Genomic DNA, 15,028 nt, shown 5'->3' on the forward strand with positions numbered 1-15,028 from the left:
TAATTTGATGGATACGCAACAACTAACCCAAGGCCTGCGGCAGGCTTTTTTCGCGGAAAATCACCGCATCGTCTTCTGGTACGACCCTGAGCAGAGTTTTGTGAGCGAGCTGGGGCAACTCGATCTGCCTGATGTTCAGGTGCTGAATATGCAGGGCGAGTCCACCTTCGGCATCAAGCTCAAGCTGGAGCTTGAGGACGCCACGGGGAAGTACCTACTGTACTTCCCCTGTGCCGAGCCGGATGCCGATGATGACTGGCTGTTGGATATCAAGCTGTACTCGCGCAGCTTTTATGCGGACAAGGTCTCGCTGATCTTCAACGACCTGGGGCTGCAACAACAGAGCTTGCGCGAGCATCTGGCTTCCCGGGAGCGCTTCCTCAGTAACAAGAATCGCCTGGCCAGCCTGAAACGATTGATCCAGCCAAGCGACACTGAACAGGCGCTGGATCTGGCGATGATAGCCGTGGTGTTGGGGGGTAACGCCAGTGACATCATGGCGCTGCTCTGCACCATGGCTGGGGCAGTAGTAAGTGATGACCTGGGCCTGGAACAGAATCCCCCGGTTATCGATGAGCTGTATAAATTCGGCCTGATGCCGGCGTTGCTCTTGGCACTGCGGGATGAAGTTGGCTACCCGGCCAGTGTTGAGGAAATCAATGGCGAAAAGCCGTTCAGCTTCGGACATTTCCTGATTCGTTTGCTGGCCACCGGCTTCTGCGAAAGCATCGGCGACATCCCAAGCTGGGCTTCTGCGATTGCCATCCCGTCTGCCAATGCCCGAGCGACTTCTCGGGCGCTGCTTTCGCGCTGGAGAGATAGCTCGCGTTACTACAAGGCTTACGACGAAATCTCCAGCTGGGTCGCCGAGGCTCTGCATATAGGGCAGAAGATCGGTGAAATTCCGTTAGAAACGCTGGCCAATGTAGCCACCTTCGAGGCCGTCGAGCGGCAGATCATCGTCGATCTGAGTAAGGCCATCCCGGAGTCGGATCCGCGCGACCTCGGCCTATTCTCCAAGATCATTTCCGAGCGCTTGGATAACTACTGGGCCTCGCGTCACAAGGACGACGAGATCCGCCGTAAGTACCGCCTGCTCTACTCCGCACTGTCAGCGGCGATTGATCTGTTCAGCCTGCGTCAGCAGTATGCCGCTGGATTCCACTTTGCCAGTACCGAAGTAATCTACAAGGCCTATGAAAGCGAACTGTATCGTTTTGACAGGGCTTACCGCCACTATTTTGCTGCTTCCCAGCGCGCGCATGTAGAGCTGCTGAAGAAGCTCGATGAAGCCGTCGAGCAATGTTACGCCTACTGGTACCTCGACCAACTGGGCCGAAGCTGGGGCGACAAGGTAGAGGCCGAGCAACGGCTGGAGCACTGGAAGATCGCCGGAGTACCCAACCAGCAGAACTTCTTCGATCATTGGGTGCAGCCACAATTTGGGAAGAACCGCAGTAAGCGCCTGGTGGTGATCATCAGCGACGCCTTCCGCTACGAGGCTGCGGTTGAACTGCGTGACCGCATCAATGAGAAACGCTACAGCGAGGCAAGCCTCGCCAGTCAGCTTGGCGTGCTACCCAGCTACACCACATTGGGCATGGCCTCGCTACTGCCGCACAACACCCTGGAGTATCGGGAAGGTGCTGTCGATACGGTGTTCGCAGATGGGCAATCCACCGCCGGCACAGTGCAGCGCGACAAGATCCTTGCTCAGCACAATGGCATGGCAGTGACAGCCGACCAGGTCAAAGCCTGGTCACGAGATGAAGGCCGAGAAGCACTGAAAGATCAGCAACTGATCTACGTCTATCACAACGTCATCGACGACCGTAGCGACAGTGGCGGCCCGTCCGAGTCGGACACGTTCCACCATGTGGAGGTGGCCATTGAGGAACTGACTGAGCTGACTCGCAAGGTCCTCATGCACTTCAACACCAGCACGGTGCTGATTACCGCCGACCATGGTTTTCTGTTCCAGCAGAGCAAGCTGGAAGTCGCTGACCGCACCTCGCTTGCGGAGAAGCCCGAGAACGCTATCAAGAGCAAGAAACGTTACGTCATCGGGCACACCCTGCCTGCGGCCAAGGATGTATGGCAGGGCTCCACCAGGCAGACAGCAGGTACAATCTCGGATACCCAATTCTGGATTCCAAAGGGCGCTAACCGTTTCCACTTTGTTGGCGGTGCGCGTTTTGTACATGGCGGTGCTATGCCCCAGGAGATTGTTGTGCCGGTGCTGACGGTCAACCAACTGCGCGGCGAGAAGGCCGAGAAGCGCACCAAGCGCAAGGTGGGCGTGATTTCACCGAAGTCAGTGCTGAAGATGGTGACCAATATCCAGCGCTTCGACCTGATCCAGACCGAGTCGGTAAGCGAACAGGTACTGCCAGTCACCGTGGCGGTCGCCATTTTCGAGGGCGAGCAGCCGATATCTAGTGAGGAGGTCGTGACCTTCGATTGCGCCACTGACTCGATGAGCGAACGCATGAAGCAGGTGCGGCTGTCTCTGCTCGGCAGTGACTTCGACCGCAAGAAGGACTACTTCCTGGTCATCCGTGACAAAGACCTCCATACAGAGCTGGAGCGCTACAGGGTCACCATCGATTTGGCCTTCACCGACGACTTTTTTTGAGAGCATGACACGCAATGGACACCTATCAGGACAAAGACCTGGATAAGCTTCTCAATGAACACTTTGCCGGGCGCGTGGTGCGAAAGGACCTGACCAAACTGATCAAGGAGGGCGCTAACGTCCCCGTCTATGTGCTCGAATACCTGCTGGGGATGTACTGCGCATCGGATGATGCTGAGGTCATCGAGCAGGGCCTGAAGAACGTCAAGACTGTGCTGGCCGAAAACTATGTGCGCCCTGACGAGGCCGAGAAGGTTAAATCTCTTGTGCGCGAGCGCGGCACCTACAAGGTGATCGACCGGGTAACCGTGCGGCTCAATGAGCGCAAGGACCGTTACGAGGCCTCTTTCAGCAACTTGGGCATCAAGGATGCTGAGATATCTGCCGGCATCGTCAAGGAATACGAGAAGCTGCTGGTCGGCGGGATCTGGGTAATTGCCACCTTGAGCTACTACCACGAGGAAGGCCAGAACGGCTCTCCCTTCGGAGTGACGCTGCTCAAGCCGATCCAGATGCCGAACATGAACATGCAGGAGCTTTTCTCGGGCCGTGCGGCACTGACTACTGAGCAATGGCGTGAGGCTCTGATTCGCTCCATCGGCATGGAGCCCTCGACTCTGGATGAGTCTGTGCAATGGCACTTGCTGGCCCGTATGGTTCCCTTCGTCGAGAACAACTACAACGTCTGCGAGTTGGGGCCGCGTGGCACCGGCAAGAGTCATATTTACAAGGAGTGCTCACCTAACAGCATGCTGGTGTCCGGTGGCCAGACCACGGTGGCCAACCTATTCTACAACATGAGCAGCCGGCGCATTGGCTTGGTCGGTCTGTGGGATGTTGTTGCCTTCGATGAAGTGGCCGGTATCAACTTCAAGGACAAAGATGGCGTCCAGATCATGAAGGACTTCATGGCCTCAGGATCCTTTGGGCGGGGGCGTGAACAAATGGAAGCTTCGGCCTCGATGGTGTTCGTTGGCAACATCAACCAGAGCGTCGAGTCCCTGGTGAAGACCAGCCACCTGCTGGCTCCCTTCCCAGAGCAGATGATCGACTCGGCCTTCTTCGACCGCTTCCATGCCTACATTCCGGGCTGGGAGATCCCTAAGATGCGTCCCGAGTACTTCACCAACAGGTACGGCCTGATCGTCGACTATCTGGCAGAGTTTTTCCGCGAAATGCGCAAGCGCAGCTTCGCCGATGCCATCGATAAGTACTTCAAGCTTGGCAACAATCTCAACCAGCGCGATGTGATCGCGGTGCGCAAGACCGTTTCCGGGCTGCTCAAGTTGCTGTATCCCCATGACCAGTTCACCAAGGAAGACGTGCAGCTGTGCCTAGAGTATGCCTTGCAGGTGCGTCGCCGGGTCAAAGAGCAGTTGAAGAAAATCGGCGGCATGGAGTTCTACGATGTCCACTTCAGCTACATCGACAATGAAACCCTGGAAGAGCACTTCGTAACGGTGAAGGAGCAGGGGGGCGGGGCGCTGATCCCTGAAGGCCAGAGCAAGCCTGGTTTCATTCACACCATCGGCTTGAGCGGCAAGGGTATGCCTGGGCTGTACCGCCTTGAGCTTCAGGTCACCAAAGGCTCTGGGAAGCTTGCCACCTCTGGCCTCTGGAATTCCAGCATTGCCAAAGAGCAGGTGAAGATTGCCTTTGACTACTTCAAGGCAAACGCCTCGCGCATCAGCGCCTCAGCCAGGGTTCTAGAACATGATTTCCACCTGCATGTTGTGGAATTGCAGAGCACTGGCCCGCTGACGCACATGGCGCTCGCTAGCCTGGTGGCTTTCGCCTCCGGCTTGCTGGGACGCCCTGCCCAGGGGCAGATGGTCGTACTGGGCGATATGAGCCTGGGTGGCAACATTGCTCCCGTGGAAAGCATCGCTGAATGCCTGCAGGTAGCCTTCGACGCAGGCGGTAAGCGGGTAGCGTTGCCTATGAGCAGCGCCGTGGATCTGCCAACCATTCCCCCGGAGCTGTTTACCAAGTTTCAGACGAGTTTTTACGCGGATCCCGTCGATGCGGTGATCAAGGCTTTAGGTGTGGATTGAGCCGATCACAGCAGCTTAAAGGTATGCTGAATAACCCTCGATATAGATACGTACCTGTGGGTGTTACATCAACTCAGTAACCTCATGGAACTGATGGAAACGATCAGAAAGTAGCTGGTTTCAGTTGAAGTAGTGGCTTATGCATAATGATCATAGAGGATGAGGTCAACGGTTATCATCAGACCCCAAACCTGCATGTCAACGCCAACCCAAAACTGACCGGTTGAGGCACTTTGCTAATACGGTCATCCGCTCGCTTATTCGATCATGACAAAAAATAAGCAAAGGAATCGTACCCGAGACCGCCCTGGCATAAGCCAAGGGCAGTCCATCGGATAGGGGTTACAGGTGACCTCGTTCGGCCAACGAGACGCAACCTTCATACCCCACGACAACATGATCCAATATCCGGGTGCCGATCATATTGAGGGCGTCCTTGAGGGTGGTGGTCAGTGTGCGATCAGCGTGGCTGGGCTCTGGATCGCCGGAGGGATGGTTGTGAACCATAATGATGGCCGCTGCGTTGTGCTCCAGGGCGATCTTGACCACTTCCCGTGGGTACACGCTGGCTCCATCCAATGTGCCTCGGAATAGCTCCCTGAAGGCAATCACCCGATGCTTGGTATCAAGCAGCAGCAAAGCAAAGACTTCGTGCTCATGATATTGCAGCAATGTTCGCAGGTGACTGAAGACCTGCTTCGGATCGGTCAATTCCCGGCCTTTGGACAATCGGCTCATCGCCAGTTGTTGGGCCATCTGCAGGATATCGGCCTCGGTGACCGGTGAATCAATGACGTAGGTGCCGGTCGTTTCACCTGCCTTGAGCTTATGATATTTCATACGAGTAGTCCTGTGTGAATACGTGAGAGCGTAGGAAGTCGAGAGGGCGTTACTGGATTGAGGGTCTAGCGCTGTGCCCGATAGCCTGAGCCTCCAGCTTTTGAGCCAGTGAGGACTTTGAAGGCTCTGTCGGTTGGGACTCTGCGTTGCTGGATGAGGCATCAGCAGTGCGAAAGAACTCCTCGACAATGGCGCCGGTGTCCTCCTCACTGTCTTCAAAAGCACCATTGTTAAAACCCTGCCGGGCTGCGTGATCCAAGGCGCTTTGGTCAAAGCCAGAGGCTTGCCGCGTTTCCTCCAGTTGCTTGGCTGCCAATAGGGCGTCTTCTAAACTCAGTTGACTGCGTAATGTGATATCGACGTAGAAGATCGGTGTGCCGTGGCTCTGACGAGTGGATTTACCACGCAGACGCAGCTCCAGTGGCAGGCAGGCCAGGCGATTGCCGGAGATGGCTTGCAGGTAGTGCAGGCGCGCGGCCAGGGTGCGGATGCTGTTGAATCCAGTGGTTCGGAAGACAAAACTGCCCAGTGGGTCGTCATCGCCAATCACTACGTTCAGCCGACCATATGGCTTGCAGGCATTGCCATGGGCCAGGGGGCAGCCATCGGGTGAAGGGCAGGGCAGCGACTGGATGCCGTCCTTGGTAAAACGCTTACACGTTTCACCGTTGCCGACGCACAATGGTCTGCCGGTGGTACGGTCGAACAGGCTGTAGTCCGCGCGAAAGTTGAGGTCCGGTTCGTTGAACAGCAATCGGATCGGAATGCTGCGCAGCTTGCCATCCTGGCCATTGCGCAGTTCCTCATTGAGTGGATGCAGTAACCAGCCGTCACGGCTCTGGACTTGCGAGGTGATGGTGAACTGATCATCTTTCTCGGGCAGACGCTTGCCGTTTTTCTCGACGACCTTACCGATGGAAATGCGCCCGAGTACCGGCGGAGTGATGGCTAAACCTTTGAGCATGGTGGTGCTCCTTGATCTGAAAATAAAAAAGCCACCGGGACGTTAGCGATCCGGGTGGCTAGGGTGAACAGACGGTTTCAACCGATCAGGAAGCGACGGCTGCCTGCTTTGGTCTTGGGGTAGCGAGCTTGCAGGTACGGTTTGTCTTTGAGCATCTGGTCGACATCCAGACCAATACTGTCCTTGGACCTCTTCCAGCTGATGTAACCCTCGGCAAACTCTGCACGGGTGGCTTCCCCCATGGCCTGCTGCAGAACCTGCTTGAGCTGCGCCTCACGCGTTTCCTGCTGAGCAATGCTCTGACGAACAGACTTGAGTTCCAGGAAGGTGCTGGTCAGTTCCGTGTGCTGGCTGAAGTCCAGGGTCTGACCGTTATCCTCGGGGTAGAGGCAGCGCAATGCCGCTTCCGCAGAAGCTGTGCCATCGGCTGGTGGCGGGGTGTCACTGACTACGTAATCCCAGAACAGTCGTTCCAGGTCAATCAGCCGCGCGATCAGCGCCTCGTCGCGTGTGATGCGATGGATTTCCAGATGCTGGCCACCGAGCAGCACGGCTACATCAGCGGCCTGCTTGCCAGTGACCGCGAGCTGGTGCATGACCTGCAATTGCACATATTCGGGCACGCCCTCTTTCCAGAGGCGCACCCCGTTTATGCCGGCAGTTTTGCATTCGAGGATTTGCACCTCTGGAGCACCGATTACCTCGCGGTCGATATTGGCTAGCATCCAGGGCAGCGCCGGATCGGGATGCTGTAGTACAGCGTTGATCCGTCGAACCTTGTGCTGGCTGCGCTTGCTGTAGTGCCAAGCCACGATGGGCTCCAGCACATTGCCCCAGTACAGTGGGCTTTCCTCATCCTGTGGATCGATCTTGGGCATGCCGACATCGCGGCCGGTCTTCTCCAGCCACAGCTCCAGCTGCGACTTGTAGGGGTTCAGACCCACCGCAGCGGCAGCGTCCGAGCTGCCGATGCCTTGCTTACGGATTTGCAACCAGTCCTCGCGGGGAAGCTCCTTCGTGCTAATCAGGCGCAGGGCAGGGCGTTGCTTGCGGGTGCTGCTGTTCAATGACGTTGCTTTCATCGTATTTACCTGCAGTCATAAAAACGCCCGACCAGCACAAGGCTGACCGGGCGCAAGGGTTGATGTGAGTTAGAGTTAGGCGGCGAGTTGCAGAGCGGCATCCAGAGCGCGTTGCTTGATTTGCGCCCCTTGGCCGAACCAGGCTGAGTCCAGGCGGTACTCGTTGCTGCGCGCACGGCGTTCGTGGTCGACATATTCGGTCACGGCGTTGAGCAGACCCCAGGCGGTGCCGCGTGCCGAGTCAATCTGGCTACCCCGGCCACGCCCTTCGTACAGTTCCTGAACCTTGCGCAGGGCACGCTCATTGGGCAGCGCCTCCGGCAGAGCACCGGTCGGAGTGGTTTCACAAAGCACGCCCATAAAGAATCCCAAAGCCTCATGCCACTGCACCTTGCGCTCGGCCAGTGCGCGCATGCGGTACATAAACTCGTCCCAGCCAGAGACGGCGATGCCTAGCTGCTTTTTCACCGTCGCCGGGTCAAAGCGAGTGTTGTGTGGCACCTTGATGGCGCGGCTGCTGCCATCCAAGGCGATGGCCAGGGTGTTGTTGCACACCACCCGCACCGTGGTCGGTGTGACGGTAGTGGCCAGGGTGCCGTCGCAGGAGGTAGCGAGCAGTAGGTAGCCGTTGACCTGATCATCGCCCTTGAGCGCTGCACCTTGTCCGGTACGCGCCAGCGCCCAGAACTTGCGCCCACCCTTGAGCACGCCGGCCGTTTCCAACTCGTAACCGGAGGCCTCGGTGAGGTCGCGATAAAACTCCAGCACTTCACGCGGCTGCACCGTGTGGTAGCGTTGCGAGACCACCGACAGCGGTGCTTTGGTGTCGGAGCGGTAGAGGACTTTCTGTTCGGGGAAGGAGTGAATAGTGCCAAGGTGACCGACAGTATCCGACTTGAAGTGCACCGTACTTTCCTGGATTTGCCAGTCCATGCCGGCTTCACGTTGCCAGACCTCGATAGGCTGTTCACGGGGGAGTTGATTGCCCAGACCATGCCAGGGAGTAGCGCCGGCGTAGGCCATGGTTTCAATGAGATGAGCCATAGGAATGATTCCTTGCGAATGAGTTGGAGTGAGCGTCGATTCAGCAACCGCCGACGCGTGTTAACGACGGCTTAGTGGTTGACGCTGAAGCTGTAACCGCACTCCTGGCACTGGTAGTTGTGAAGCACCTTGTCATCGATCTGCTCACCCAGCGTGGCACCGGCTATCCCGCCTGCGACTCCGCCAAACAGTCCACCGAGAAGAGCCCCAGCAATACCACCAATGGCGATTCCTACCGGCCCACCGACAACACCAAGCACCGCACCGACTTCAGCACCCGATAGGGCGCCAGCGGCTCCACTGGCCGCACCACCTGCGGCACCAATCAAGCCGCCCGCTTGCTTACCGATATTTTTAGTGATGACGCGTCCAGAGTTACAGCTTGGGCAAGGGGTATACATGTGCAGATCCTCTCAAGTGATGAGCGTGCCGAGGTAGAAGCTGGCACGCCAAATCCCCCTGCAGCAGTCAATACTGCGGGGCGTTCATTGAGGTGATATAGGTTTGAAATATTTTTGGATCCAATTTCGATTAATCTAGCGCTGTAGATGTAACCGGATATTGGTCCCTCAGGCTTTGAGGAGGGCGAGTGTTGAAAATGAAATTCTGAAGAAGGGGGACGCTGGAGCTCCTGAGCCAAAACTGATCCAGGTGAACCACAGCAAATGGGGCTGCGGATCAGTTTTGAGCAGGTAAGCATAGGTTGCTTAGCATGGAAATGATGGGCAGGAGGCGCTCCTTGTTTGTGCGTAATCATCCGGTTAACCCGAAAGGTCAGCCTTAGCAGGAGCACGGCTTTGTGCGCTGTGCCCCAATCCCCGCTACTTGCACGGCATAATGGTAAAACGCCACTTTCGCTCTGCTCCACCTATAAAGTAATCCACAATACCGTCGATACGCTTTCGACAAACTCCGTGCGCAAGGCATGTACGGACCCCTGCGCACACTGTGATGAACAACAACGAGACTCTTCCATGTCTTCAAAGGATTACCTGCTCGGCCGTATTCGACCGCATCTGAAGGAAGGCCTCGAGACTGAAGCTCTCCCCGCGCCGCAGCCCGTGCTGCAAGCGGTGGCCGCGCGCTATACATTGGATGACGTGGTGCTGGGCCCCTCTATTCGGCAGCAGTTGAACGAGGCGCTGGCCAAGATCAACTATTTTCAGACCATCTACATGGACTGGGGTTTCGCTGCAGTCGACCCGGCCGGCAAGGGCGTGGTACTGAACTTTTTCGGACCGCCCGGCACCGGCAAGACCCTGACCGCTGAAGCCCTGGCAGGTAGCTTGAGCAAGCCTTTGATGTTCATGAGCATCGCCGACCTTGAAAGCAAGTTCATGGGCGACACCTCGAAGAACATTGCCCAGGTGTTCAAGACGGCCACCGCAGAGGGGGCTGTGCTGTTTTTCGATGAGGCCGACACGTTGCTGGGCAAGCGCCTTTCCTCCGTGACCCAAGGTATCGACAACGAGGTGAACGCCATGCGTTCGACCTTGTTGATCGAGCTGGAGAAGCACGAAGGCGTGGTGATCTTCGCCACCAACTTTGCCAAGAACTATGACTCGGCGTTTGTCAGCCGTATTTCACAGCATATTCAGTTCGCCCTGCCCGGTGCGCTTGAGCGTCATGCGATCTGGTCGCGGATGCTGGTGACGGGCATCCCTATTGCGCAAGACCGCGAGACGCTGTTGTCGACGCTCACCGAGCTGTCGGAGGGGTTCTCTGGACGCGAGATTCGCAGCTGCCTGCGCCTGGCGCTGCCCAAGCCGCTGCTGGAGCCGGGCCAGCCGGTGTTGCTACTGCGGCATCTGGAAGAAGCAATCAGCCAAATGCGAACTACTCACGCTGCCTTGGCTACAGAGCAACGTGCAAACGCAAACAACAATTTGGACGCGGCAAGAAAGCTGCTGGGCGTCAACTAAGGAGCTTGTAATGGGATGGTTCAGTTCGATTGTCAACAAGGTTGTTTCGGTTGCTTCGGCAGTAGTGAAAAAGGGCAAGGAGATCGCTGCCAAGGCGATTGGCTGGCTTGCTGACGAGGCAGAGACTTTTGTAGGCGATGTGCAGAAGGTCTGGCGCACGGTGCAACCATACATCAGCAAGGCTCGAGCGGGGTTGCTGGCGGTGGCGGGTGCCGTGCCGTGGCCGTGGGTCCGGGGTTTGGCCATTGGCCTGGAGCGTGTACTCGCTTTCATTGAGCAATTGGACAAACACCCCATTGCCGAGAATCTGCAGAAGGCGATGGACTGGGTCATCAAGATGGCCCGTGACCTGAAGGCCAAGATGCTCGATGAAGCCGAGATTGCCACTGCTGAAGCTAACGCCAAGCACTTTGCCGAAGCCATGAAACTGGTGCCCGAGGCAGAGAAGGACGCGCTTAAAGTCAGCGAGCTGGTAAACAACTACCTGCTGGTAAAAGCCAAGGTTTCCCGTGCCGTGGCCCAAGACTCGGTGCAGAACTTCGAACACTTCCTACGTATTCGCGCCGCGCAAAAGCTATTGGGCGGCTACCAGCAGATGATGGAAGATCTGAAGTCTATTGAGAACGTTGACCCGGACCTGTTCTTCATCATTGAAGCGGCGAACGGCCTGATTTCCGACAACCCCCAACTCAGTCAGGAACAAACGCAGCGCCTGGATGTGGTGACCGTCAAGTTGTTCGGCAAGCCGCTGGTGCCATTCGTGTTCGAGGAGATGATCATTGCCTGGGCGCTGGATGTGGAAGCAATCGAGCAGCAATGGGCGGTGCTCAACAAGGAGCTGGCCAAGGACAAGGTACTGCGCCGTCGCCTGGAACTGACCAAGGACATCGAGCCGCTGAGCGCCGAAGAACAAGTGCTGTTGAGCAACCTAGTGGTTAGCACTGACCGCGATACCGCGACGTTGCAGGCTTTGGATACCGCTGGCCGCGAGAAGCGCAATTACGTATACGCCTCCGAAGGTTTCCTGCAGTTACTGGAAAAGGACGAGGCCACCCTGATCGAGGAAGACCGCGAATACCTGGCCGAAGAAGGTGGCGAGGTTGGCATGCTGTTGATAGCCTGCGCCCAGCATGGCCGCCCGTGGGCTTCGCTGAGCGCCGATGAGCGCGCGTTAATCACTGACTTCGCGAACATCTTCAAGGCCGACTGCAAGGCTCGCGGCGCTGCGTTCAAGGAAGTCGAGGTGACGGTGTGATCAAGGATATCGTCGAGTTCCTGACGCCTGCTCAGGAACCTATTCAGATCGTGTTCTTCACGGTCATTGCTCTGGGGGTGGTGCTGTCAGTGCTGCTGGTCAGCCTGAGGGCCAATCCCGTGTCCTGGCAGCGCAAGTGGGAGGGCGAGGATTTTGATGCTACTCCCTCCGGGCTCGAAGTCGAGCATGGATCGATCAGCGAGTTGAGTCAGGCGGTGGCAACACCCGCCGAGAAACTGGCCGGCATGATGCCGGGCCTGCTGTTGATCGTCGGCTTGCTTGGTACTTTTCTGGGGCTGGGGCTGGCGCTGGACAAAGCGTCTTCGATTTTGCAAAGCAGTGGTTCATCCGTCGGCGCGATGGATGACTCGATGCAGAACCTTATGGCCATGATGCAGGGCCTTGGCACCAAGTTCAAAACCTCGACCTGGGGCATCATCGCATTCATTCTGTTGAAGGTATGGGAGTCCTGGAGTGGTTTTGAAGAGCGTCGCTTGAAGTGGTGCATCAACAAGATGAAGGGCGAGCTCGGCCAGGCGCGCGAGATGCGCGAGCGGGAAAAACTAGAAAGTGAAGAAAGGCAGCATCAGTCACTGATGGGCTCTTCGCAACTGATTGTCGACGCGCTGGCTGTGCAGACAGACGCGATGAAAGTGGCGATGGAGCAACAGAACCTGCAGGCGCGGCAGATTCACAAGGTCTGGGGGCAAAAGTTTGAGGCCGTTGAGACCGGGTTGGGGGCGTTGCAGGCCGGCAATAAAGTGCTGGTCAGCCAGGCGGTGAAGTTGAATGAAGCTCAGGTCGAGTCGCTGAAGGAACGCTTTGCAGAGCTTCAGGCGCTGCAACAGCAATTGGCATCGGAGGCTGATGCTCGGCATGCCGAGCATAACGCTGAGCATATCAAAGCGATGAAGGAGTCCTTCGCTGAACTACTGACGGACTGTCACTCTCTTGCCCACCAGGCTGAACAGCGCGACAACGCGCACCTTGAGGCCATGACAGTTGCATTTGCCGGGTTGCAGGACAGCCATCAGGCTGCCGCCGACCTGGCGAATGAACAGCAGAAATCGAACACCAAAGCCTTGGCGCATGGTTTCACCAGCCTCGAGGCGCTGCATCAGCAATTGGCATCGAACGCTGATGGGCAGCACACCGCGCGAAACGCAGCGCATATCGCAGCCATGAAGCAGGCCTTCGCTGAACTGCTGACGGACTACCACACCCTTGCCCATCAGGCTGAGCAGCGCGACAACGCACACCTTGAGGCGATGATCGCTGCCTTTGCCGGGTTGCAGGACAGCCATCAGACTGCCGCCAATCGGGCGAGCGAGCAGCAGGAACTGCATACCGAATCCCTGGTGCAAGGCTTGGCTAGCCTTGTGGCGGGCAACAAGCAGCTCGCGCAGGAGGCCGCCGCACACAGTGCCACGTTACTTCAAGCTGTGGAGCCGATCGCTGCTATCGAGTCGGCCACTCGAAGCACAAACGAATTGCTTGCCGGTTTTACCGAGAAAAGCCGTGAGAACCAGGAGGCGATGCAAAAAGCCGGTGAAACAATGGGCGAGGCCGCAGCTCAGGTGGGTAGCGCTGCCGGCGGTCTGGCAGCGGTGGTCGACGACTTGAACCGTGAAATGGGCGAGGTGCTGCAAAGCGTCAAGACTGACCTGAACGGCGTTCTAGCGAACATGAATCAGGACTTTACGCAGAACCTGAAAGCGATGGCTGAGCAGATGGGCGGGGCTACCCATAAGCTTTCGGAAATCATGGAGTCGGTGAAGCATGATCTGGGCGGGACTATCCAGGTGATGAGCGAGGGCTTCAAGGACAGCATGGTCGGCATGGCCAGTGATCTGCGTTCAGCAACTGACAACATATCGACCTCCATCAACGGGATGTCGGATAACGTCAATTCCGCCATGCAGGAAGTTGCCAAGAATATGGAGCATGCCTCGGTGGTCCAGAAGGCTACCAGCGTGCAGTTCTCCGCCATGAGCAGCGCCCTGAGCGAGAACGTCACGGTCATGAGCAACAACATGGATGCGATCGGCAATAGCGTCAGTGGTGGGCTGGAATCGGTATCCAGCAGTAACCAGCGCATCGGCAAGTTGGCCAGTAACTTCGAGAAGATAGCAACATCCCTTCAGGAGCTTCCACAAAACCTGGAACTGGTTGTAAAAGCGCTGGGTAACAGCTCGAATGATGTTTCCTCGCAACTTGAGGGCATTCACAGCACCCTGACACAAAGTACTCGCTATGCCAACGCCGCCGATGCCATTATGAAGGTTCCCGCCTCCATCAATGAGCTCTCCACCCAACTGCTGAAGCCAAAAGACGAGATCCTGAAGGTCCAACAATCGTTGGCCCAGTTGCTGGAAGTGGCCACTGGTATCAACGACAACATCCATGCCCTCAAACCAGTTGAGGTCTTGCAGGAAGCATGAAAGAGAAACCAAATGAATGGGTATCTATTTCTGACTTGATGGCCGGGGTGATGGCCGTTGTCATGCTGCTGCTGGTGCTCTCGGTGCTGCAGAACAAGTTTGCCGCACTCAAGCGCGAGCAGGAGAAAGCTCAAGGCGCGCAGACTGAGCAGCAGCGTGTGGTGGACATGCTCAAGTCGATGCGCAGCACCATGGACGACGAAGGCGAGTCTGGGCTGGTATCTTTTGATCTGACTGGCTCGAAAATCACCTTGCGCGACCGCGTTTTTGCTCGCGGCAGTGCATGTGTAACTGATGAAGCACGTCACGCCCTTTCTAGCCTGGGGCCAAAAATAGCCGAGTTTGTGAATGGTTCGGCGCAAGCCCAGGTATTTGTGGAGGGGCATACGGACAACGTCCAAGTGTCTCGTCCGGTGACGGACTACAGCAAGTTCTGCACGGTGTATGACGACAACTTCACACTGTCGGCAGCCCGGGCTCGCGAGGCTCGCAAACTGCTGATTGCACTGCTCGACGAACAGCAAGCCAAGCGGGTTATTGTTGCCGGCTTTGGCGACTCTCAGCCTTTGCCGGGACTTGAGCCAGGCGACGAGAAAAATCGTCGGGTGGAGGTCCAGTTTCTTACCCGTCCTGCGCCACGCACCTGATTGGAAAACAGCCCACGACGTTGGCAATGCTTGCCAGCGTCGTGATCGGAGGCTGGTATTGCCCATTCGGGTACGTTACTCAATTTACTTCTCGTCCTCCGCATGCCCCCAATACTTGCGCAATACCGTGGCTAATGGCAACAC

Annotated in this window: 11 protein-coding genes; 6 read left to right on the forward strand and 5 right to left on the reverse strand. The window is 57.0% G+C overall.

What is annotated here, in order from left to right; genetic code table 11:
• Window positions 1-7 precede the first annotated feature (7 nt).
• Entirely contained in the window at window positions 8-2,635 is a 2,628-nt protein-coding gene (pglZ, locus tag ACNFCH_RS10590; RefSeq protein WP_416742738.1) for a BREX-1 system phosphatase PglZ type A, read from the forward strand.
• A gap of 14 nt (window positions 2,636-2,649) precedes the next feature.
• Window positions 2,650-4,689, forward strand: coding sequence for a protease Lon-related BREX system protein BrxL (gene brxL, locus ACNFCH_RS10595; protein ID WP_416742739.1), 2,040 nt, complete (start codon window positions 2,650-2,652; stop codon window positions 4,687-4,689).
• 342 nt (window positions 4,690-5,031) lie between these two features.
• Here brxL and radC read toward each other — a convergent pair whose 3' ends face one another.
• The 5 genes from radC to ACNFCH_RS10620 all read right to left on the reverse strand — a co-directional run bounded on the left by radC (window position 5,032) and on the right by ACNFCH_RS10620 (window position 9,020).
• On the reverse strand, window positions 5,032-5,529 hold the full coding sequence (radC, locus tag ACNFCH_RS10600; RefSeq protein ID WP_416742740.1) for a RadC family protein: 498 nt from the start codon (window positions 5,527-5,529) through the stop codon (window positions 5,032-5,034).
• Window positions 5,530-5,578: 49 nt separating this feature from the next.
• The gene (locus ACNFCH_RS10605) at window positions 5,579-6,493 is read right to left on the reverse strand and encodes a hydrolase or metal-binding protein (RefSeq protein ID WP_416742741.1); all 915 of its coding nucleotides are present in this window, start codon (window positions 6,491-6,493) and stop codon (window positions 5,579-5,581) included.
• A gap of 77 nt (window positions 6,494-6,570) precedes the next feature.
• A complete protein-coding gene (locus ACNFCH_RS10610) occupies window positions 6,571-7,575 on the reverse strand; it encodes a YqaJ viral recombinase family protein (protein ID WP_416742742.1) in 1,005 nt (334 codons plus the stop codon).
• Between the two features lie 75 nt (window positions 7,576-7,650).
• Window positions 7,651-8,619 carry a DUF932 domain-containing protein gene (locus tag ACNFCH_RS10615; protein ID WP_416742743.1) on the reverse strand — a complete coding sequence of 323 codons (969 nt, stop codon included), beginning with the start codon at window positions 8,617-8,619 and terminating at the stop codon, window positions 7,651-7,653.
• Window positions 8,620-8,690: 71 nt separating this feature from the next.
• Window positions 8,691-9,020, reverse strand: coding sequence for a hypothetical protein (locus tag ACNFCH_RS10620; protein WP_143110175.1), 330 nt, complete (start codon window positions 9,018-9,020; stop codon window positions 8,691-8,693).
• 573 nt (window positions 9,021-9,593) lie between these two features.
• On the opposite strand from ACNFCH_RS10620, the gene ACNFCH_RS10625 reads away from it, so the two are divergent.
• The 4 genes from ACNFCH_RS10625 to ACNFCH_RS10640 are packed head-to-tail and all read left to right on the forward strand — an operon-like array spanning window position 9,594 to window position 14,884.
• The gene (locus tag ACNFCH_RS10625) at window positions 9,594-10,541 is read left to right on the forward strand and encodes an ATP-binding protein (protein WP_187738622.1); all 948 of its coding nucleotides are present in this window, start codon (window positions 9,594-9,596) and stop codon (window positions 10,539-10,541) included.
• A complete protein-coding gene (locus tag ACNFCH_RS10630) occupies window positions 10,486-11,796 on the forward strand; it encodes a hypothetical protein (RefSeq protein ID WP_416742744.1) in 1,311 nt (436 codons plus the stop codon). Before ACNFCH_RS10625 ends, ACNFCH_RS10630 begins: the two co-directional genes overlap by 56 nt.
• On the forward strand, window positions 11,793-14,237 hold the full coding sequence (locus ACNFCH_RS10635; protein WP_416742745.1) for a hypothetical protein: 2,445 nt from the start codon (window positions 11,793-11,795) through the stop codon (window positions 14,235-14,237). Before ACNFCH_RS10630 ends, ACNFCH_RS10635 begins: the two co-directional genes overlap by 4 nt.
• Window positions 14,234-14,884, forward strand: coding sequence for an OmpA/MotB family protein (locus ACNFCH_RS10640; RefSeq protein ID WP_187738625.1), 651 nt, complete (start codon window positions 14,234-14,236; stop codon window positions 14,882-14,884). Before ACNFCH_RS10635 ends, ACNFCH_RS10640 begins: the two co-directional genes overlap by 4 nt.
• Window positions 14,885-15,028 lie beyond the last annotated feature (144 nt).

Source organism: Pseudomonas sp. NY15354 (assembly GCF_048068075.1).
GTDB lineage: Bacteria > Pseudomonadota > Gammaproteobacteria > Pseudomonadales > Pseudomonadaceae > Aquipseudomonas > Aquipseudomonas guariconensis_C.

What these genes read in the sequence shown, in the direction of transcription:
- ACNFCH_RS10605 (WP_416742741.1), bottom strand. Translation starts at nt 6,493, where the DNA reads ATGCTCAAAGGTTTAGCCATCACTCCGCCGGTACTCGGGCGCATTTCC.
- brxL (WP_416742739.1), top strand. Translation starts at nt 2,650, where the DNA reads ATGGACACCTATCAGGACAAAGACCTGGATAAGCTTCTCAATGAACAC.
- ACNFCH_RS10610 (WP_416742742.1), bottom strand. Translation starts at nt 7,575, where the DNA reads ATGAAAGCAACGTCATTGAACAGCAGCACCCGCAAGCAACGCCCTGCC.
- ACNFCH_RS10620 (WP_143110175.1), bottom strand. Translation starts at nt 9,020, where the DNA reads ATGTATACCCCTTGCCCAAGCTGTAACTCTGGACGCGTCATCACTAAA.
- ACNFCH_RS10640 (WP_187738625.1), top strand. Translation starts at nt 14,234, where the DNA reads ATGAAAGAGAAACCAAATGAATGGGTATCTATTTCTGACTTGATGGCC.
- ACNFCH_RS10625 (WP_187738622.1), top strand. Translation starts at nt 9,594, where the DNA reads ATGTCTTCAAAGGATTACCTGCTCGGCCGTATTCGACCGCATCTGAAG.
- pglZ (WP_416742738.1), top strand. Translation starts at nt 8, where the DNA reads ATGGATACGCAACAACTAACCCAAGGCCTGCGGCAGGCTTTTTTCGCG.
- radC (WP_416742740.1), bottom strand. Translation starts at nt 5,529, where the DNA reads ATGAAATATCATAAGCTCAAGGCAGGTGAAACGACCGGCACCTACGTC.
- ACNFCH_RS10615 (WP_416742743.1), bottom strand. Translation starts at nt 8,619, where the DNA reads ATGGCTCATCTCATTGAAACCATGGCCTACGCCGGCGCTACTCCCTGG.